Source organism: candidate division KSB1 bacterium (assembly GCA_024655945.1).
In the GTDB taxonomy this organism is placed as follows: Bacteria; Zhuqueibacterota; Zhuqueibacteria; order JANLFK01; family Oleimicrobiaceae; genus Oleimicrobium.
In genome coordinates this window covers 304,785-326,066 of sequence record JANLFK010000003.1, presented here as the reverse complement: position 1 = coordinate 326,066, position 21,282 = coordinate 304,785, and the positions used below count along the sequence as shown (strand labels likewise).

General features: G+C 62.2%; 15 protein-coding genes. All 15 read right to left on the bottom strand.

The window, feature by feature from the left end:
• Window positions 1-277: 277 nt before the first annotated feature.
• The gene (locus tag NUW13_06385) at window positions 278-6,193 is read right to left on the bottom strand and encodes a fibronectin type III domain-containing protein (protein ID MCR4438657.1); all 5,916 of its coding nucleotides are present in this window, start codon (window positions 6,191-6,193) and stop codon (window positions 278-280) included.
• A 690-nt stretch (window positions 6,194-6,883) separates the two neighbouring features.
• The gene (lgt, locus tag NUW13_06380) at window positions 6,884-7,696 is read right to left on the bottom strand and encodes a prolipoprotein diacylglyceryl transferase (protein MCR4438656.1); all 813 of its coding nucleotides are present in this window, start codon (window positions 7,694-7,696) and stop codon (window positions 6,884-6,886) included.
• A gap of 18 nt (window positions 7,697-7,714) precedes the next feature.
• Entirely contained in the window at window positions 7,715-8,920 is a 1,206-nt protein-coding gene (rodA, locus tag NUW13_06375) for a rod shape-determining protein RodA (protein MCR4438655.1), read from the bottom strand.
• A gap of 3 nt (window positions 8,921-8,923) precedes the next feature.
• Window positions 8,924-10,738 (bottom strand): penicillin-binding protein 2, encoded by a 1,815-nt coding sequence (gene mrdA, locus NUW13_06370; GenBank protein ID MCR4438654.1) that lies wholly within the window; start codon window positions 10,736-10,738, stop codon window positions 8,924-8,926.
• Complete coding sequence (gene mreD, locus NUW13_06365) at window positions 10,739-11,245, bottom strand: rod shape-determining protein MreD (GenBank protein MCR4438653.1); 507 nt, start codon at window positions 11,243-11,245, stop codon at window positions 10,739-10,741.
• Window positions 11,242-12,054 (bottom strand): rod shape-determining protein MreC, encoded by an 813-nt coding sequence (gene mreC / locus NUW13_06360; protein ID MCR4438652.1) that lies wholly within the window; start codon window positions 12,052-12,054, stop codon window positions 11,242-11,244. Before mreC ends, mreD begins: the two co-directional genes overlap by 4 nt.
• Window positions 12,055-12,088: 34 nt before the next feature.
• Window positions 12,089-13,105 (bottom strand): rod shape-determining protein, encoded by a 1,017-nt coding sequence (locus NUW13_06355; GenBank protein MCR4438651.1) that lies wholly within the window; start codon window positions 13,103-13,105, stop codon window positions 12,089-12,091.
• 63 nt (window positions 13,106-13,168) lie between these two features.
• Window positions 13,169-14,722 (bottom strand): bifunctional phosphoribosylaminoimidazolecarboxamide formyltransferase/IMP cyclohydrolase, encoded by a 1,554-nt coding sequence (purH, locus tag NUW13_06350; GenBank protein ID MCR4438650.1) that lies wholly within the window; start codon window positions 14,720-14,722, stop codon window positions 13,169-13,171.
• Window positions 14,723-14,743: 21 nt separating this feature from the next.
• Window positions 14,744-15,379: a D-alanyl-D-alanine dipeptidase gene (gene ddpX, locus NUW13_06345; GenBank protein MCR4438649.1), complete on the bottom strand. Its 636-nt coding sequence runs from the start codon at window positions 15,377-15,379 to the stop codon at window positions 14,744-14,746.
• Window position 15,380: 1 nt separating this feature from the next.
• Window positions 15,381-16,022, bottom strand: a complete 642-nt coding sequence (gene purN, locus NUW13_06340) for a phosphoribosylglycinamide formyltransferase (protein MCR4438648.1) — start codon at window positions 16,020-16,022, stop codon at window positions 15,381-15,383.
• Between the two features lie 25 nt (window positions 16,023-16,047).
• Entirely contained in the window at window positions 16,048-16,986 is a 939-nt protein-coding gene (locus NUW13_06335) for an LD-carboxypeptidase (GenBank protein MCR4438647.1), read from the bottom strand.
• Between the two features lie 28 nt (window positions 16,987-17,014).
• Window positions 17,015-18,313: a GWxTD domain-containing protein gene (locus tag NUW13_06330; protein MCR4438646.1), complete on the bottom strand. Its 1,299-nt coding sequence runs from the start codon at window positions 18,311-18,313 to the stop codon at window positions 17,015-17,017.
• An 81-nt stretch (window positions 18,314-18,394) separates the two neighbouring features.
• Window positions 18,395-19,750, bottom strand: coding sequence for a 30S ribosomal protein S12 methylthiotransferase RimO (gene rimO / locus NUW13_06325; GenBank protein ID MCR4438645.1), 1,356 nt, complete (start codon window positions 19,748-19,750; stop codon window positions 18,395-18,397).
• Window positions 19,747-20,661, bottom strand: a complete 915-nt coding sequence (ftsY, locus tag NUW13_06320) for a signal recognition particle-docking protein FtsY (protein MCR4438644.1) — start codon at window positions 20,659-20,661, stop codon at window positions 19,747-19,749. Before ftsY ends, rimO begins: the two co-directional genes overlap by 4 nt.
• Window positions 20,658-21,266, bottom strand: a complete 609-nt coding sequence (locus tag NUW13_06315; protein ID MCR4438643.1) for a CDP-alcohol phosphatidyltransferase family protein — start codon at window positions 21,264-21,266, stop codon at window positions 20,658-20,660. Before NUW13_06315 ends, ftsY begins: the two co-directional genes overlap by 4 nt.
• Window positions 21,267-21,282 lie beyond the last annotated feature (16 nt).

The following is a 21,282-nucleotide window of genomic DNA, read 5'->3' as shown; positions in this document are numbered from 1 at the left end:
TTTTTTTGAGACGTGCCGTGGCGGCCTCAGCTAAGGAACCACTCCTTAGGCACGCCAGTCGCCTCTTGTTGGCCGCCTGGTTCGCACGCCGGCAGGGCGCTGGCAAGGTCGGTCACTCTCCCCTTACTGGCGGCCGGTGGAAGAGAACGACAGCCGACTGGCGAAAGCGTGCCAGGCAGGATGCGCAACGGTCGGCGAGGCCCACCCGGGAAGCCAAAGGCCAGAAGGGCTGCATACCCTCCTGGCCTCGGCTGGTGCGGGTAAAGGGACGACGGGGCTACTTCATGTACATCAACTTAATGGTTGCTTCAAAGTCCACCATCTCTACCATCACGCCATTCCGTTCCTTTTGGTTGCGGCATTCGATGCGACACAGGTAGAGGCCGGTCGCCACGGGAAAGCCCTCCTCGTCCACCGCATTCCAGTAAGCGCGATAGTACCCTGGCTCGCGCTCCCCCTCGAACAGGGTCTTGACCCTTCGCCCCAGCACGTTGTAGACGACCACCTTCACCTTGGCCGCTTGCGGAAGCTGGTAGCGGATCTCAGTATCCGGGTTGAACGGATTGGGAAAGTTTTGCCGCAAGGCATATTGCCGCGGCACGCCGCCCGAGTCAAAGTCGTCTGCACCCTCTGCCTCGTGGCCGCTGCCGCCTCTGTCGCCTCCGGAGCTGGCCGCCGACTGCACGATGACCAAGTACATGCTGCGTGGCTCCACTGCCCCGGCGGCCATGTTCGCGCCAAGGGCAATGACCCCCTTCTTAAAGCGTTGCACCCACAGGTCAAGTCGCTTGGCGCCGTCGGTGACGCCAATGTACTGGTTGGTCTTGGTGAAGTGCTTGGTCAGCCAGCTGGGGAAAGTGGTAGCCCTGCTATCATAGGCTACCGAGACTTCCACGTCACGATCCACCTCGAAGCGCAGGAACTCCGATTCGGTGCGTCCTTTGTCTCCGTTTGCCAGCTTGAGCATAAGGGCGCCGTCCATCTCGGCCGGGAAGGAGGTTATGAAGTAGTGACGGTCCACATAGTACTCCTTGCCCAGGCCGACAAAAGACTTTTCGCACTCGATGGTGCTGAGGATGGCCACTGTCAGCGCCGGCATGTAGGAGTAGGAAAAGGTCGTGAACGGCCTGATGGCTTGCGGTACCGCAGCTCTATCCTTGACGTTCGACACCGTGAGAGTGTATGCGCGCCCAGGGGCATGCGGCGTGGTCACCAGCAATACACTGAGGCCATCTGGCGAAGGTTCTGCCCGAATCACCAGGATGCCGTTGTCCACGGTGTAGTTGCGGTGGTCGCTGGCGGTGACCGGATCGACCTGGGTGGTGAAGGTCACTCTTAGGAGAGTCTCCTCCACCACTTCCACCAGCGCCACGGCAAGCGTCCTGCGCTCCAACGGGTCGTAGGTGTAGAGATACGGACTGTTCGCCGCGATCTGATTGGGCACTGCGGCCCTGTCGCGCACGTTGCTGACCATCAGGATGTAGAGCTTGCCCGGCGTGTGCGCCGAGGTTACCAGACGCACCGTTCGTCCCGCCGCATCCAAGGTGGCGGCTGTGACCTGTACACCTCCGCTGATGCGATAGTTCCCGGCAGTTTCCGCAGATTGCCGTTCCAGCTCTTTGCTGAAGGACACATCCAGGTGGGTGTCGTCCCGCACATCGACCGCGGTAATCACTGGCGCAGTCAAGTCCACCGGCGTGAACACGTAGGAGTAGGGGGTGTTACCGGCGATGGGGTTCGGCACCGGCGCTCGATCCCGCACGTCACTTACCATGAGGATGTAGATCTTGCCCGGCTCGTGCTGCGTCGTGGTGAGCAGTACCGTGGTGGCGCTTTCCAGGGTCGCGCCGAGCACATTCATGCCGTTGTTCAACCGATAGTTGCTCGTCTGCACTGCGGTCAGCTCGTCGACCGGTTCGCTGAACACCACGCTCACGTGAGTGGCATCGCGCGGCGAGGCCATGACGATGGTGGGTGCCGTTCTGTCTTCCTGGTGATAGGTGTACGCATAGGAACTATTCGGGGAGATCACATTGGCTGGGCGACAGGTATCGGCCACGTTGCTCACCATGAGCACGTACACAAGGCCCGGCTGGTGAGTGGTAGTGCTCAGGTGAACGAGCGCACCCGAGGGGTCCAGGCTGGCCCCGAGGACCGTTACGCCGCTGCTGATCGTGTAGTTGGCCGTGGTCGTCGCCGAGTTTCGCTCGAGAGGTTTGCTGAAGAAGACTTGCAGCGAATTGGCATCGGCCGCCTGCACGGCGGTGATGGTGGGTGGCGTCGTATCCGCTGGCCGGAAGGTGAAGGCATAGGGACTGTTCTGATGGATGCGATTTGGCGGGACGGCCCGGTCGGTGATGTTGCTCACCAACAGGATGTAAACTTGTCCCGGCACACACGCCGTGGTGGTCAGATGCACCGTCACTCCGCTGGGATCGAGCACAGCGCTCTGCACCGCAAGGCCGGTGACCTGGTAATTGCCCACCTCTTCGGCGGAAGAGCGCTCGACCGCTTCGCTGAACTGCACCTCCAGGTGCGACCGATCAAGTGGCGTCACCTTGACAATGGTGGGCTCCGTCTGATCGGCAGGGGTGAAGACGTACGAGTAGGGACTGTTAGCCACAATGGCGTTCTTTGCCGGAGACACATCGGTGATGTTGCTCACCATGAGGATGTGCACCACAGAGGGCGCATGCGGCGTGGTGGTCAGAGTGACGGTGGTCGATGAGCTGTCAAGCTGGGCAGCCAGCACCTGTACACCGTGGCTGATGACGTAGTTGCTCACGGTTTCCGCGCCCGTGTGCTCCACAGGCTCGCTAAAGAGCACATTGAGCTCTGTTGCGGTCCGGACGGTGACCAGGCGGATGGTGGGCCCACTCCGGTCGGGGGGAGTGTAGGTGTAAGTGTAGGAGGTGTTGGGCGCAATGACGTTAGGATAAGGCGCCCTGTCGGCGATCCCGCGCAGGAGCAGGATGTAGATGCGGTCCGGCACATGCGGCGAGGTGGTCAGGTGCACCACTCGCCCGTCTGCGGAGAGCACTGCGCCCAGCACTTGCACGCCGTTGTTGATGGTGTAATTGCTCGCAGTTTGTGCTGACCCTGGCTCCAGCGCCTCGCTGAATTCCACGTCCAGCCGGGAGGCGTCGACCACGCGCACCGCCACGATGAAGGGCGCCTCCTGGTCGTCGGGATGATAGGTGTACAGGCACGGCGTATTGGGGGCGATGGTGGTCGGCACCACTTCCCGGTCCTTGATGCCGTTGACAAGCAGGATGTACAGGGTGTTGGGCACATGTGGCGAAGTGCGCAGACGAACCACATTGCCCAAGCCCTGGAGCATGGCGCTGTACACGGTCACGCCGTTGCTGATGGAGTAGTTTTCGACCTTTTCAGCCTGTGTCTGGTCAACCTGCTTAGTGAACGTCACCTCCAGCGTCTGGCTGTCCAGCAGACGCGCAGAAGAAATGGTCGGCGCCACCACTGCGGGCGGTTCATAGGTGTACGAGTAGGAGGAATTCTGGGCAATGGTGTTCGGAGGCACGGCAAGATCGGAGATGCCGTTGACGACGAGGACATACAGCCGGTTCGGCGTGTGTGCGGTGGTCGTGAGGCGCACCAACTGGCCAGAGACGTCCAGTTCTGCCGCCGTCACCTGGGTGCCGTTGTTGATCCGGTAGCTTGAGGGGTTTTCCGCTTCCCTGCGGGCCACCGGCTCGCTGAAGAGCACCTCTATCTGCGTCAGGCTGACTGCCCGCACCAAGACCAGCGTAGGCGGCGTCTCATCGGGAGGGCGATAGACGTAGGTGAACGGGCTGTTGGGCGCAATGACGTTCGGCGGCACTGCCCGGTCGCGCACGTTGCTCACCAAGAGGACGTGTACCCGCCCGACCTGGTGAAGGGTCGTCTCGAGACGTACGACCCGGCCACTGGTGTCAAGCGTAGCGCTGCGCACCTGCACACCGTTATCGATCTGGTAGTTGCTCACCGTTTCAGCCGAGCTCTGCTCCACCGGCTTGTTGAAAGTGAGTTCCAGCGTGGTCGCATCCAGCAGTCGCGCCCCCGCCAAGGTGGGTGGAGTACGGTCACCGGGCGAGAGCGCATACGCATACGGTGAATTCGGCGCGATGGCGTTCGGCGGCGTTGCGCAGTCGGTCACGTTGCTCACGGACAGCAAGTAGACCTTGCCGAACTCATGGGGCGACGTGGTGAGGCGCACAACCCGTGCCGAGTTGTCAAGTTGTGCCCGCTCTACGGTGACGCCATCGTTGATGATGTAGTTACCTGTGCGCTCGGCCGACTCTCTTTGTACTTCCTCGCTGAAGCGAACGTCCAGCGTTCTCTCGTCCACCACGGTGACCGATACCAGCACGGGCGGCACGTCGTCCATGGGCTGCACGAGGTACGAATAGGGACTGTTGGGCAAGATGGCGTTCGGGGGATTGGCCACGTCAGCGACGTTGCTAACCATGAGGATGTAGATCTGGTTGGTGGCGTGCGGGGTGGTGGTCAGACGCACCGCATGCCCGGAGGCAGTACGGCGCGCCGCCAGCACGGTGACGCCGTTGCTAATGGTGTAGTTGCCCGCCTCCTCCGCGCTGGCGCTGTCCACGCGTTCGCTGAAAGAGACCTCCAATTGGGTCGCACTGAGGACCGTCACCATGACAATGGTGGGACCGGTGAGGTCCTGCGGGGCGTACACGTATGTGATAGAACTGTTGGCGGCAATGACATTGGGCGGCGAGGCCCGATCTGCCACGTTGTTGACCGTGACGATGTAGGTGGCCGTGGACACGTGCGGGGAGGTTTCCAGGAGCACCGTCCTCCCATCTGCAAGGAGCAGTGCGGAGCGCACACCGATGCCGTTGTTGCTGGCATAGTTGTACGGCAGCTCGGCGCTGAGCTGTTGCACCGGCTCGTTGAAACTGATGAGCAGGTGCGTGGCGTCCAGCAAAGAAGCGGCCAGAAGCCTGGGGGGCTCAATATCCCCCGGATCGAAGAGGTAGCCGTAAGAGCTATTCGGGCTTATAGGGTTCGGCTGTCTGGCACGGTCTGTCACATTGTTGACCGTCAGTACGTAGGGGATGCCGGGGCTGTGCTGCGTGGTGGTCAGGCTAACTGTGCAGCCGGTAGAATCCAGCGCAGCGGAGAGCACGACCACCCCATTGCTGATGGCATAGTTCGCCGGCGCCTGGGCAGAAGTCGGCTCCAGTGGTTCGTCAAACTTGACGAGGACCTGCGTGGCTTCTGGCAGGGTCAGCGTGAGGATGCGCGGACCCTGCGTGTCACCAGGGTCATAGGTGTAGAACACAGTCGAATTAGGAGCGATGAAATTCGGCGCGGGGGCCCGATCGATGATGTTGTTCACCGTCAGGACATAGACCACGCCCCCGCTATGGGGAGATGTGTGCAGGGTCACCGTCTCTCCTGTGGCGTTCAGTGCCACGGCAGAAATGCGGATGCCATTGTTGATGGCATAGTTGGCGATGTTCCCGGCCGCGGTGCTGTCCACCGGCTCGCTGAACTGGACCTCCAGCGTGGTGGCGTCCAAGAGCGTGGCGGCTACAAGCTGTGGCGGCGTAATGTCCTGGTATTCGCATCGGTACTGGAGCGTGCTGTTGGGCCGTATCACGTTGGCAGGCGCTGCACGATCGGCTACCCCGCTCACCGTGAGTGTGTAGCTGCGCCCGTTTGTATGTGGAGAAGTGGTGAGAAGGACGACCTTTGGGTCAGCGGTGAGGGTGGCCCTCGTGACTGTCACGCCGCCATCAATGCTGTAGTTGCTGAGCTGTTCGGCCGAAGGTGTGGCTACCGGCTCTGAGAAGGCAACCAGTAGCTCAGTCGCAGTCCTAACTGTCGCCGAGACGAGCGTGGGCGGTGTCTGGTCCAGCGTAGTGGCGTAAACTTCCTCAGATGGCTCGCTCTCGTTGCCTGCCGAGTCGTAAGCGGTGACCACAAAGTAGTAGCGCGTGGCCGGCTGCAGCCCGTCAACGACTGCAACGGTGGTGAGGTTGACATCTATCACTTCGGAGTAGCGCCCTGAGGTGGTGCCATAGTACACCTTGTACCCGGCGAGGTCTGCGTCGGTGTTCGGGTTCCAGCGCACGGTGATCGACTCCGCTGCCAGCCTGCCCACAAGGGTGAGCCCCCACACAAAAAGGGCTCCTCTGGCAATGCCCCTAGCTTTTGCTCTCATGTCTTGACCCTCCACCAATCCTTCCATGGAATATAACCCCACACGGCTGCCCACAAGCTTCGTGCCAGCAAACTGAGGCGCCAGCAGGGGTCGTGGAATCAAAGACTTACAAGAGCACCAGGGAGGGCGTTGGAAAGGGACGTGTTACAAAACTGGTGGAGACAGAGACGAAGCAGTTGCGGATTCGTAATTCGGCGGCTTCCGCGCAAGGGGCCAACATGAGCACGAGACCGGAAGGCACCAGGGGTGGATTGCGCGCGGACACAACCCACTCGAGCCACGGAGACGTTTGTTGTTCAGCGCAGACCAGGGGAAAAGGACGGCAGGCGTCTGCGAGGTGGTGCCGCCGGGGTCGCTAAGCCGAAGGAACATCCGTGCCTCGCCGCCAGTGCGCCGATCGATCTCGCGCCGGCGCGGGGCAGGTCCCATCCTGCTCCGCCGGCAACTGCTCCCTCTTTGGGGCAGCCTTGCAGTCTGGACACGCACCAGCGACCATAAACGCCCCGTGCCACTCACCGGCACGGAGGGCAAGGACCTGCCACCCCGTGGCAATCTAGCGCGCCCGGGCTCCCTGCCTGGCCCGTGGACTCTTGGCACCTACCCGGGCGAGGAGGCCAGAAACCTCCCCGTAAGCCCAGGACACCGGTTTTTTGCACGGAGTCCTTTCAGAGAGTGTTCTGATTCGCGCTTTTACGCGGCTTCAGCCTGAAGTCTCTTGTGCCCCTGGACCAACCCCGCGATCCCCGCAGCCAGCATCAATAGGCTGATGCCCTGGTTCATGGAGATGGCCACGGAGCCGAGGCGCACAAGGACCATGCTCGGCTCGTAGTATCGGACAAAGTCCACGAGAAACCGCCCGATGCCATAGAAGACAAGGAAAAAGTAGAACAGATACCCGTCGAACCGGCGACGGCGATCCAGCGCCAGCAAGGCGCCGAACATGACGAGCCCGCCGAGCGAAGAGTAAAGTTGCGTGGGGTGGATCGGCACGGCGCCATAGTGGTAGTGCGCCGGACCACCGTAGGGGAAGCTCACTGCCCATGGCAGGTGAGAGGGCACGCCGAAACAGCAGCCGTTGAGAAAGCAACCGACGCGCGTGAGGAAAATCCCCAATCCCAGGGACGGCGCCACAACGTCGGCAACGCGGAGGAAGGAGAGGTTTTTCAGCCGCAGGTAGATGTAGCTGGTAATGATGGCAAGGATCACCCCGCCTAAGAGGGTGAGACCGCCGATGCCCACCTGCCCGCTGCTCTGAAACGGGTTGAACGTGTCGGTCCAGTGGCCACGGAACTCGTCCAGGTGGAAGGCCACATAGAACAGCCGCGCACCGACAATGGCGCTCACCGCGACCAACACGCCGAGGTCCATAATCCGATTGGGGTCGATGCCCACTTGCTTGGCACGCCGGGCGGCCAGCAGAATGCCCAGCACAAACGAGACGGCCAGCATGAGGCCGTACGAATGAATCTCCAAGGGGCCGAGTTTGAAGAGAACTGGATGCACGGTTGACTCCTTGCTTGGTTAATAGTCCAGACGATGTAGCGAGCCGTTCCACATGAGGCCTACCAAAATGGCGAACGTCCAGAGGGATGAGCCGCCGTAACTCACAAAGGGCAACGGCAAACCGGTAACCGGCATGATGCCCAAGGTCACCCCGATGTTGATGATCACATGGAGCGCAATGACTGTCACGGCGCCTGCTACTACCAGGCTAATGAACTGGTTTCTGGCCGTGGCGGCGATGCGCAGAGCGCGAAAGAGCAAGAAGAAGAACAGGGTCAACACGAAGAGCGATCCCACAAAGCCGAACTCCTCGCCGATGACAGAGAAGATAAAGTCGGTGTGCTGCTCAGGAACAAAGCGGAGCTGCGTCTGGGAACCTTGCATGAACCCTTTGCCGAAAAGGCCACCGGAGCCAATCGCCACCTTTGACTGGATGACCTGGTAGCTGACTCCGTGCGGGTCTGTTCTGAGGCCAAGGAAGGCCAGAATGCGATTTTGCTGATAGGGGGCTAGCCTGTTGTAAAGCACCGGCGCCACGATGCCCACGCCCAGGTTGAGCAGAAGGTTGAAAACAAGCACGCGGCGACCCCGCCGGGAGAAGTAAAGCAGCGTTGCCAGGCCGAGCGTCACCAGGAAGAAAGTGATGAACTTGAAGGAGGCTAAGGCAGTGACGGCCGGTGCCACGATGAGAAGAAGAGTGAACCCTCTAACCCCGGCCCAGTAGAGAAGTGGGAGCAGTGCCCCTAAGAACACCAAAGCCGTGCCAAGGTCTGGTTGCTTCAGCACCAGTAGAGTCGGCACCGCCACGAGCGCTGCCGCAATCAGGATGCCCTTGGCGCTATTGACATCGGTGCGGCGGCCGGTGAGAAAGCGGGCCAGCGCGATGATGACGCCCACCTTGGCGAATTCCGCAGGCTGCAGGCGGGCCGGACCAAGGGCGAACCAACGGGCATTCGCCCCCTGCCCGACGAACAACACCGCGACCAGCATGACCAGAATGGCCCCATAGATGACGTAGGCGAACCGCTCGATCGTGCGAAATGGGACTACGGTGGCGATGCCTGCGACCACCAGGCCGCTGACCACCCAAATCGCCTGCCTGGTGAAGCCGCCGCGCAGAAAAGACGATTCGTGGTGTGCGGTGGCGCTGTAGATGGCAAGCAGGCCGACGGCCATCAGCAGCATCATGCAGGCGAGTATGGGCGTGTCCAGGCGGCTAACCATGAGCTACCGGCCCTCCTGCAGTGCGCGGGCAGTGGCAAGTGGTGGTGATTGCGGCGGGTGCTTCTGGAAATAGACCTCCAACACCCGCCTGGCCACTGGGGCGGCAACCGCGCCGCCTTTGCCACCGTTTTCCACAAAGACGGCGAATGCCACCTCAGGACTCGAAAACGGTGCAAAGCCGATGAACCACGCGTGGTCTTCGCCGTGCGGATTCTGGGCCGTGCCCGTTTTGCCCGCCACCTGCACGTTGGGCAGGCGGCATGCGGCTCCCGTGCCTCTTTCGCCCTGGACCACACGCCACATGCCCTCCTTGAGGACTGCGTAAGTTTCCGGCGACACCCCCTGGACGCGGTGTTCCTCAACGCTTACCCACTTGACGCTGCCATCGGCCGGTTCCACTGTCCCTCGCACCAGGTGAGGTCGATAGTAGACGCCTTCGTTGGCGATAGCCATGGCCAGTTGCGCCATTTGCAGGGGTGTCACCAACAGGTCGCCTTGCCCCACTGCCAAGTTCAACATCATGCCACGCTTCCAGGCATCTTTGCCGTAGCGGGCATCGAGGAACGCCCGATCGGGCAGGTTGCCAGGGCTCTCATTGGGCAGATCGATCCCGGTGGGTCGGCCAAACCCGAAATTCCTCGCACAGTGCGCCCAGGTGTCGATGTCCACATGCAGGCCCACGTTGTAGAAATAGACGTTGCAGGACTGCTCGATGGCCTCGATCATTTGCAAGCGCCCATGTCCCTGTTTCTTCCAGCAATCGAAGGTGTGGGTGCCCAGGCGGGTGAAACCATTGCAGGTCACGGCAAAGTCCTTAGTGAGCGCCCGACTTTCTAAGGCGGCAGCGGCGATGACCAGCTTGAATGTGGACCCCGCCGGAAAGGCCCCTTGAATGACACGATCGAACAGGGGCTTGTCTGGATCGTTGAGCACGGCTATCCAGGACTGGGGGCTGAGCATGCCTGACAACGCCTCCACATCAAAGAAGGGAAAGCTGGCGATGGCAAGCACCTCCCCGTTGCGGCAGTTCAAGAAAACGGCGCCCCCCTTCCTTCCCGCCATGCCCTCCACCAAGCGGGCTTGCATGTCGGCATCCAGGCCGGTGAGAAGGCTCTGACCCTCACGCGGCGGCGTGGGAGCAGGCTTGTCCAAGGTGCGGATCTCGCGTCCAAAAGTGTCCACTTCCAGGTAAAGATAGCCCTTCTGCCCGCGCAAGAGGGGTTCATACTGCCTTTCCAGCCCCTTCTTGCCGAGCAGGTCGCCCATCACGTAGCCGGCATCGCGCAAGGAGGTTAATTCTGCGGGAGAAATCTCCCCTAAATAGCCAAAGGCATGAGGCGCCAGCGGACCCAGCGGATAGCGACGCCGTGGCTCCACTTCAAATATGACCCCTGGAAGGTCCAAACGGTGTTCCTCCAGGCGGGCTAAAGCTAACTCGCCGATCTGGTGGCTGACTTTGGTGGGAGTGAACGTGCCCCACTTGTTGCGTTGGATGCGCGTGGCAAGCTCTTCGCGTGATAGGCCAAGAATCTGCCCGAGCAGCGTAAGCACGGAGTCGTGTCCGGTCACCTCGTAGGGAATTACCGAAACCGAATATGCTGGCCGGTTTTCCACGAGGACGGTGCCGTTCACGTCGTAGATCACGCCGCGGGTGGCCTCCAAGGGGACGGCGCGAATCCGGTTGCGTTCCGCCTCGCGCGTGTAGCGTTCTGCCGACAGCACCTGTAGCTGGAACAGGCGCAGGGCAATGGCGCCGAACGCAACGTAGAGTCCCACTTTGAACAGCAGCCGGTTATGTTCGATTGTTGGTGACTGCATCTACGCACGCCCCCCGAATAGAGGTGTCGCGCGCGCCCGCCAGAGCTTGTGCGGAAGCAGCAGGAACACCAGCAGGCCCAAAGCTAAGCTGTAGATGGCGCGCGGCAGCGTCCAGCGTAGGAGCACAAAGCCAAAGGTGGCCCCGGGCGCGAGCAGTTGCACAGCTGCCATGAGGAGCTCGTGTATCGACACGCACACGAACAGCACCAGGAGGGAGGCATTTTTGCTAAAGCTTACGGTGTAACCATGCCACAGGCCAGCGATGAAGCCCACGACCGTCTTGCTCAAAGCAGAAGGGCCCACGAGGGTGGCGGTAACCAGGTCGATTGCCAAGCCGGCAAGAAAACCGAAGACCATCCCGGGAACCTGTCCGCTGCGCAGCCCCACCACGACCGTCGCCAGCAGAAGCAGGTCCGGCGCAACGCCCATGACACTGGCGAAACGGAGCACCCCTACCTGCACTACCACGCCTGCCAGCAGAAGCACGATGTAGGACAGATACCTCATGGCTGCAGCGCTCGGTTCGCTTCCGCAAGAGCACGCACCACCAGCAGCTCCTCCAGGCGACTGAAGTCGGCAGCAGGCTGCAAGGCGATGGTCATGAAGAGGCCAGGCGTCTCCTCGGACACAGCGCTGACTGTGCCGATTCTCAACCCCGGGGGGAACATGGGCGTCAGCCCAGAAGTGACGACGACGTCCCCCACGCGCACGTCAGCCCGTTTGGGCACTTGTTCCAAGAGAAACAGATTGGCATGGACACTGCGCACGATGCCGGTCACCCGGCTTCGCTGCACGCGCGCGCTCACACGTGCGTTCCGGTCGGTGAGCAACTGAGCCAACGACTGGTCGCGGCCAACAGTGTACAGCTTGCCAACCAGGCCTTCGGCGCAGACCACCGGCATGTTCTTGCGCAGCCCCCTGCTACTGCCCACGTCCAGGATGACGCAGTTGACAAAGCCCTGTGTGGACGTGCCGACCACCCGCGCTGGCACAAAGCTGAGCGGGGCCTGACTGGTGAATGCCAGCAGGGCGCGCAGCCTTTCGTTCTCGGCCTTGGCCTCGGCCAGGACGGCATTCTCCAGCACCAACTGGGCGTTGATGCGCCGCAACTCGGCGTTTTCTCTGCCGAGCTCCACCCACTGCTCCAAGGCGGCAACGGGCCGTGCGGCCTTGGCTACGATGGCCAGCACCGCCAAACGGGGGCCGTCCATGGACGTGCGCGTGCTGGAAGTGGTCAAGGCCACGGCCAAAAACACCAACAGCGCCAAGATGGTGTATTCGCGCGGTGGCAGAAGAGTGGGCAGACGACGTCGCATCAGTCTCCAATCGCCTTGGAAAACGAGACAAGAGTCAATAGCGTTTGGCCCGGCTGAGGACCTTCTCGTAGCGGGGCAAGTCTTCCAGGATTTTGCTGGTGCCACGCACCACGCAGGTCATCGGGTCCTCGGCCACAATAACCGGCAGATTCGTCTCCTGGCGGAGACGTTCATCGAGACCTTTCAACAAGGCCCCACCTCCGGAGATGATGATGCCGCGGTCTACCAGGTCGGCTGCCAGTTCGGGTGGCGTTTGATCCAAGCACTTCTTGGTCGACTCCACGATGAGCGTCACCGCCTCGGCCAGGGCTTCCTGCACCTCCGGTCCTTTGGCCTCGACCGTCTTGGGAATGCCGCTCACCAGGTCGCGCCCCTTGACGGTCAACGTGCCGCGCTCGTCATACGGAGCCGCCGAGCCAGTGGTGCATTTGATGTACTCGGCGGTGTTTTCCCCGAGCAGCAGGTTGTAATTCTTCTTGTAATACTGGATGATGGCCTCGGTCATCTCGTCGCCGGCAACGCGGATGGAAACCGAGCTGACGATGCCGTTCATGGCGATGACCGCCATTTCGGTGGTGCCCCCACCGATGTCGATGATCATGCTGCCGACCGCATCCTCGACCGGCAGGCCGACACCGATGGCTGCAGCCATCGGTTCCTCGATGAGAAAGACCTGCCTGGCGCCCGCCTGCTCGGCCGAGTCGCGCACTGCTCTCCTTTCCACCTCAGTGACTCCTGAGGGCACGCAAATGGCCATGCGCGGTCGCAACAAGAGGGTGGACTGCGCCTTGCGGATGAAGTAGCGAATCATCTGCTCGGCCAGTTCAAAGTCGGCGATCACCCCATCGCGCAACGGCCGTACGGTGACAATTTCCCGGGGGGTGCGCCCGACCATTTCCTTGGCAGCGGCGCCGAAGGCGACGATCTCCTGGTCGTCCCTGCGCACCGCCACCACCGAAGGCTCGTTGACCACTATCCCTCGCCCTTTGACCGCGACCAGCGTGTTCGCCGTGCCGAGGTCGATGGCAATGTCACTTGAGAAGAGTCCCATGTCGATATCGATCCCTGGTTGGTCCTTTGCTGCCAGTCTGCATCCGTTGCATCGTGTCGTTCATTAGTGCCGGAAGTGACGAACGCCGGTAAAGACCATTGCCATGTTGTGTTCATCAGCAGCGGCGATCACCTCCTCGTCTCGCACCGAACCGCCCGGTTGAATGATGGCTGTGGCGCCAGCCTCTGCCGCTGCGTCCACGCCGTCGCGGAAGGGGAAGAAGGCATCGGAGGCCACCGCCGAACCTTGCAGATTCAGGCCTGCCGCCTTGGCCTTCATCACGGCCAAACGGGAGGAATCCACCCGCGACATCTGCCCGGCGCCGATCCCCAGCGTGCGGTCCGGGCCGACAAAGACCACGGCGTTGGACTTGACCCACTTGACCACCTTCCAGCCAAAGCGCAGCGCCTGCCACTCCGCCTCGCTGGGGGCGCGCTTGGTAACGACCTTGAACGTGGCTGGCGGCTCCTGATCCGGGTCCTGCACCAAAAAGCCGCCGGCGATTGTCTTGATGTCAAAGCCGTCGCTGGCCCTTGCGAGCACGTCCCCCAAGGCTAACAGGCGGAGGTTCTTCTTCTTGCCGAGAATTTCCAGCGCCGCAGGCTCGAACGACGGCGCCAGCACCACTTCCAGGAAGAGTTGCGAAAGCTCTTCGGCAAGCTCCCTGCTCACCGGGCGATTGAGGCCGACAATGCCGCCGAAGGCAGAGACCGGGTCGGTTGCCAGCGCCTTGCGATAGGCACCCAGCACCCCGTCGGCCACTGCCGCGCCACAGGGGTTGTTGTGCTTGAGGATCACGGCACACGGTTCCTCGAATTCCAGCAAGAGGCCCAAGGCAGCGTGCGCGTCGAGATAATTGTTGAAGGAGAGCTGTTTGCCCTGCAGCCGTTGGGCTCCCAACAGGCCGGCGTCGTTTGCCCCGTGCCTGGCGTACAGGGCCGCCCGCTGGTGGGGATTCTCGCCGTAGCGCAGCTCGGCAACTTTGTCCAGGCACGCCCATAGCCGCGCAGGCATCGCCCCCTGGCCCTCGCCGAGAGAGCGCACGTAGCTTTCGATTGCGGCGTCGTAGCGACTGGTAAGCGCAAACGCCTCTGCTGCCAGGCGGCGGCGTGAGTCCTCAGAAAGAGTGCCACCAGTTGCGCGCAGCTCCTCCAGGACGCAGCCGTACTGGTCAGGACGGGTGACCACCGCCACGTAGGCAAAGTTCTTGGCGGCCGAGCGGATCATAGCCGGCCCACCGATGTCGATGTTTTCCGTGGCCTCTGCCACAGTGACTCCCGGCCGCGCCACGCTGCTTTCGAAGGGGTAGAGGTTGACCGCCACGAGGTCTATGGGCGTGATGCCGTGTTCCTGAAGCTCGGCCATATGCTGCGGGTCGCTGCGCACCGCTAAGATGCCGCCGAGGATCAGCGGGTGCAGGGTCTTGACGCGACCGGAGAGCATCTCCGGGAAGCCGGTTATCTGAGAAATCGCGGTGACCGGCACCTGTGCCTGGCGCAGTGCCTTTTCGGTCCCGCCGGTGGAGACGATCTCAAAGCCGAGTTCATGGAGGCCCCGTGCAAAGTCCACGGCGCCGGTCTTGTCGAACACGCTAATCAGGGCTCGTCGTTTCATCATCTCCCTCGTGCCGTTCAGGCGTCACTTGGCAGGGCGTTCCTGCAGCTTCTCAAGAGGTATGTCCAGAACCGGGTACCTTTGCCACTCCGGGTCATCGAAATGCCACCATTCCGAAGGCAAGGGGAGAAAGCCCTCGGCGGTCATCGCCTCCTCGAGAAGGGCGCGGTGGCGGAGAGCCTCTGGCGATGCCCCGGTGAACGAGCGGCTGGCCCGTTCGGTAAAGTCGTCGAAGGCGCTGGGCATGAGCAGCTCCTGCCCACTGCTGTCCACCAGGGTGAGGTCCACTGCAGCGCCGCGATTGTGGCGTGAACCCTTGCGCGGGTCGGCCACGTAGCGGGTATCGGGTACCAGCTCCCACATGCGCCATTGCACCGACAAGGGGCGATAGCAGTCGTACACCTTGACGCCCAGCCCTGCTTGGCGCAGCCGGCGCTGCACGCGCACCAGGCGCTCGGCCGTTGCCTGGCGCAGAAAGCAGACGTTGGCCGCGTACAGCGTGTCGCCCACGAAATTGTCCGCCGTCGCGTATTTCAGGTCGACCACAATCGTAGAATCGAGGCTACGAATGTCCACAAGGTCGGCCGGGGGCGTGGCGCAGAAGCCAATCAGCAACCCGCCGAGCAGCAGGCCGACCAGGAGCGACGGTCGGCGCGCCACCTCAGCCTTCCCTCTTTGCCGGCAAAATGCGCACGCGCCTGCCCTCCACGACCACGCGGTCTTCGGCAAAGAGCTGCAGGGCCTGGGCATAGATGCGATGTTCCACAGTCAGCACGCGCGCCGCCAGGGTCTCTGGGGTGTCGTCTTCCAACACGGGCACACACTCCTGAATCACGGGCGGGCCGGTGTCGTACTCCTCGTCCACGAGGTGCACGGTTGCACCGGAGACCTTGCAGCCGTAGGCAAGCACGGCTTCGTGCACGTAGTGGCCATAAAGTCCTTTGCCACCGAAGGAAGGGAGCAGCGCCGGGTGAATGTTCAGAATGCGATGGCGAAAGGCCCGCACGATGGTGGGGCTCAGCATCTTCAAGTACCCGGCCAGGGCGATAAAGTTCACAGCATGTCGCTCCAAGAGCTGAAGCAAGGCCTTGTCGAATTCCTCCTGCGATGAGAACTGGAGCGCGGACAGGTGCACGGCCGGTATCCCGCGGGAGCGCGCAATCTCCAAGGCGCCAGCAGTGGACTTGTTGCTGATGACCGCCGCGACTTCGGCGTCAAGCTCTCCGCGGTCTATGGCCCGGAGGATGGCCTCCAGATTGGAGCCACGGCCAGAGGCCAGCACGGCAAGGCGCAGGTGGGGCATGGTCGCTCCCTCCAGAGCAAAGATTCTACGCCACCGCAGGTTCCAGTATGCTCAACGTGCCTTGATCGGCATCCAGCTCCGCCTGCACGCCGATGGGCAAGGTCACTTTGGCCTCGCCGTGTCCGTAGGCAAGGCCTGCAGCCACCGGTATGGGCAAGTCTCTCACATAGTCATCGATCACCTGTTCCAAGGTCAGATAGGGCTTGTCAGTTTCGCTCGGCTCCCAGTTGATGAAAGTGCCGAAGACCAGTCCGGCTATGCGGTCGAGAATTCCCGCGCTGCGGAGCTGGGCAAAGTAGCGATCGATGCGATAGACTTCCTCGTCGATGTCCTCAAGCACAAGGATGGCACCTTCGAGCTCGGGCATGAAGGGCGTCCCCATGAGCGGGGAGATCAGCGACAGGCAGCCGCCCAGCAGACGACCGCGTGCCCGGCCAGGGCGCAGACAGGTGAGCACTTGTCCTTCTGGGTGGGGCAACTGCCCATTGACGTCATCGGCCGTGACCATTCGCCAGAAGTGCTCCTCGGTGAACGGGTGAATGCCCTTGCCCATCTCCACAGCCACCATTGGCCCGGAAAAAGTGACCAGGCCGATCTCTCGCCAAATGGCCAGCTCAAGGGCCGTCAAGTCGCTGTACCCCACGAAGATCTTCGGGTTGGCACGCAGGGCTTGATAGTCGATGCGCTCAAGTAGACGCGACACCCCGTAGCCGCCACGTGAGCAGAACACCGCTTTGACCTCTGGGTCGGCGAACATGCGGTTGAGGTCCTCGACGCGCTCCTGGTCAGTACCTGCCAGGTAACCGCGTTGCGCGTACACATGCTCGCCCTGGATTACCTTGAAGCCGTGCTCCTGCAAGTAGGCGACGCCTTTGGCAAGCCGTTCCGGGATCATGGGGCTGGCCGGGGTGACGATGCCGATGGTGTCCCCAGGCCGAAGTCGTGGGGGTCGTATGGGGTTCATGCGCCTCCTTTACTCAGTGCCTTCTGCCTCATTCGCGAAGCCGGTTGAGGTCGTAAAGCGAATACGGATTCAAGAGCCGGTATTCGCCAAATCCTGTGGGATCGTAGAAGACGAACTGCCTGTTGATGCGATAGTAGTACCAGATCTCATACGGCTTGTCCCCGGCCGGATAGGGGTGGCGCTCGATGTCGTTGGGCGGGCCCAAGATGATGTAGACCATGCCCATATCGGTCTTCCACCCCTCGCGGAACACGGTGAAGCGTTCGTTGGCGTACTCCACGCGTCGGTAGTGCTCGTCCATGGCCTCGTTTTCTTCGGTACCCGGCGTTGGGTCGCGGCGCTTCCAGAAGCGCATGAACTCGCTGAGCTTCTTTTCCTCCGGTGCCTTGCGGAGCGCGTCGTATTCCTTCTTCTCGGCCACGTACCTGACCTGTTCGATGGCCAAGTCCAAGTCAGAGACCGTTGCCGGCAAACCACTCCACCGCACGTTGAACATCTTCTCCACCTGGTCGTCTACACCGTCGCCTTTCACCTCCAGGCGGAGGGTGTACCTGCCGTACCCCAAGCTGTCCGGGCAGAGTGGAAAGTAGTCCAGCGTCCGCCAGGCGGCAAGAGAGCGCTTGTAGGATCGGGCCAGCACCACTTTGTTGCGCGCGTTCACCACGCGGTAGGAAAGAGTGACAGTCTGGCGTGGTCGCCGGGTGTAGATTTCGAAACAGGCATAGAGAGTCCTGCTTATGCCGATGGTGTTGTCCGAGACATCTGGTCGAATTGACTTCAGGCCAAGCGAGTCGCTCTCCACCACGGAGGCGAAGGTGATGTCGCTGAGAGCCAGGGGCAGCGCGCGAAAGTCGCGCACCTTGAGCGGCTGCGTAACCTGGCGGCGTTCGCGTGTCTCCAAGTCGGTCACGCCGATGGTCATCGTGTACTCGCCAGGGGGGATGTCAAAGCTGGCGTAACTGGTGTTAAAGTCGCGCCGGGAGGTGGTCTGTTCGTAGGCCTGGGTGGCCATTTCGTCCCGCCACACCTCGCCGGCCACCTGGTCGCGCGCCTTGTCGAGCACCACCACCGTCACCTCGTAGGAGCCGCTGTAGCCGGAATCGCTGCGCACGAACTGGATCTCGTCGAAGGTGATCTTGACGTAGACGTGCACGCGGCTCTTGGTGGAGTCCTGCGGCGAGGCCATTGTCGAGACGTCGAAGTGAAATCGCGGCCCCAGCTCGTTGGCTTCCTGGCTCATCTCTGTCTGGGCCCACAACAAGGTGGGGGGTGCCACTATAGCCACCAGGAGCACGGTGGCGACCAACAGTGAGAAAACCCTTCTCATCGTTCCCTCCCACCGGGGAAAGCTCGGTGTGACGAAGTGAGCCGCTTTGCCAAAGCTGAGCAAGATGAGTCCAGCCACTCCTCAAGCACGAGAAACTTCCCTCGGCACGTTCAACTCCGCGCCTTCCCCAGCCGCAGCAGACGTGCTACTCCTGCTCGCCGGGGTGGCGTAAAGGTCAAATCCGTCCGAACCTGTGATGCGAACTGCTGCAAAGTGTCCCAGTTCCAATATGTCGTCAATCCGCACACGACTATCGACCTCAGGCGCGTCCCACTCTGTCCTGCCCCAGGAGATGCCCAGGGTCTTGTCGACCTCGTCTACCAGGACCTGCACTGTCCTTCCCTGCAATGAGGCTGTGCGCGCGCTGCTGATGCGGCTCTGCAGGTCGAGGACCTGAGCCTGGCGGGCATTCTTTTCTTCCTCCGGAACTTGCCCTGCCATGGCGGCCGCTCGGGTCTCTTCTTCCGGCCAGTAAGTGAAGACCCCTAAGTGGTCAAAACGCACCGTTTCCAAGAAGTCGAGGAGCATTTCAAAGTCTTCCTCGGTCTCGCCAGGGAACCCCACCATCACCGTAGACCGGATGGCGAGCGAGGGGATCTGCTGGCGAAGGTGGTGCACCAGCTGCTCGAGCTGCGCCCTCGTGGTCTTGCGCCCCATCGCCGCCAGAATGCGGTCGGAGCCGTGTTGTACCGGCAGATCGATGTACTTGCAGATGCGCTCCTCGCCGGCGATGGTGGCAATCACCGCCTCATCCACATGAGCCGGATGGGTGTACATCAGCCGGATCCAGCGGGGCCCATCCACTTGGCCTAATGCGCGCAGGAGCTCGGGCAAGGCAGAGGGGCTTCCCCTCTCGGCGCCGTAGAGCGTGGTGTCCTGTGCCACCACGATGAGCTCCTGTGCCCCGCGGCGCACCAATTCCCGCGCTTCCGCCATGATAGCTTCCGCCGGCTTGCTCCGGTACCGCCCCTTGATCAGCGGGATGGTACAGTAGGCACACCGGTTGTCGCACCCCCCGGCAATCTTCAGGTAAGCATAGTGCGGGGGCGTCAACGACCAGCGCGTCGCCTCGTGCCTGGTTGCGCGCAAGCCGAGAAAGCGGCGGATGCGTGCGGCGATGCGGGCTGGGTCGCGAGCGGTGACCACCAGCTCGGCCTCCGGAAGCAGGCCCGCCAACTCCCTGCCAAAGCGCTGCGGCAGGCAGCCGGTGACCACGACCCTGGGGATGCCCTGCTTTTTTAACCGGGCCGTCTCTATAATTGTTTCTAACGCCTCCTCGACCGCTGGGCGGATGAACGCGCAGGTGTTGATGATGACGACATCTGCCTCGCGCGGGTCACCAACGATGCGCAGCTCCGGGCGGACAAGCAGGCCCACCACCTTCTCGAGGTCCACGGTGTTCTTGGGGCAGCCCAGGTCTATCGGCGCGATCTTCATCCGAACAGTCCTTCCACGAACTCCCGCGCATCGAACGGGGCGAGGTCGCTGATGCCCTCGCCAAGGCCAACCCAGCGCACCGGGACGGCGAGCTCCTGCCGGATGCCCACCGCGATGCCGCCCTTTGCCGTGCCGTCGAGCTTGGTGAGCACGATGCCGGTCACCCCGGTGGCCTGGGTGAACTCCCGCGCTTGCGACAGGCCGTTCTGGCCGGTGGTGGCGTCGATGACCAACAGCACCTCGTGCGGAGCGCCAGGCAGACGGCGGTCCAGCACGCGGCGGATCTTGCGCACCTCCTCCATGAGGTTCACCTTGGTGTGCAGGCGGCCGGCGGTGTCGACAAGCAGCACATCCACCCCTCGCGCCATGGCGGCGTTCAGCGCGTCGAAGGCCAGTGCTGCCGGGTCTGCGCCCGGATTGGTCCGTACCATGTCCGCCCCTGCCCGCTGTGCCCAGATGGCCAACTGCTCGGTGGCGGCAGCGCGAAACGTGTCCGCCGCCGCCAGCAGCACCCTCTTGCCCTGTTGGCGGTAGTAGAAGGCCAGCTTGCCGATGCTGGTAGTCTTGCCGGTGCCGTTGACCCCGACCACCAGGATGACGTGCGGCCGGTGGGCAGGTGCCGGCGCATCCGAAGAACCGCCGTCAAGGAGCATGACCAGCTGTTCCTGTAGGAGCTTGATGACCCGCTGCGAGTCAGATGTCGGCAGAGTGCGGAGTGCTTCTTGCAGCTGCGCCTCAAGCTTTTCGGTTGCCGCAACACCTACGTCCGCAGCGATGAGCACTTCTGCCAGCTCCGCCAGAAACTCGCTGTCCAGGGGCCTCTTTGTCCCCACTACCCGCGCCAAGCCGTCGCTTAGAGCGAGTCTACTCTTCAGCAGGCCGGAGCGGAGCCGGCCAATCACGCCACTCATAGCCTCTCCCCCTCGATGGCGCGGGCGCTTGCCACTTTTTCCGGCGAAGGAACACTGCGCACAAGTCGTGCGAACACCAGCCCGTAACTTACCACGGATGCCAGAAGCAGCAGACTCGACAGGCACACCAGCAACGTGGCGACCATGCCGAGCCGTAGCGTGCTGGCCAGGATGACCAGCACCACGGAGGCGGCGGTCATCTTGCCCACCAGATTCGACTCGGAGACGAAGCGTTTGCCCAGAATCAGATACGCTCCTGCGGCAAGGATGAGCAGGTCGCGCGCCACCACTGCAGCAAGATACCACCTTGACACCCTCCCCAGGCCCACGAGCATGGCAAGCACGAAGATTGCGCACACCTTGTCCGCCAGCGGGTCGAGGATGCGCCCCACATTGGACGTCTGCCGCAGATGGCGGGCAAGTATCCCGTCGAAAAAGTCGCTGGCTGCGGCCGCCACCATCAGCCCTGCCGCTATGAAATCCGTTCGCGGCGCGTTCTGCCGTAGACATAGGTAGATGGGCACCAGAAAGATAAAGCGGAGTACCGTGAGCACGTTGGGCACGGTCAGGACACGGCTTTCTTTGGGGTCAAAGAGGTACGGCATCTCCACTTCCTTGCGA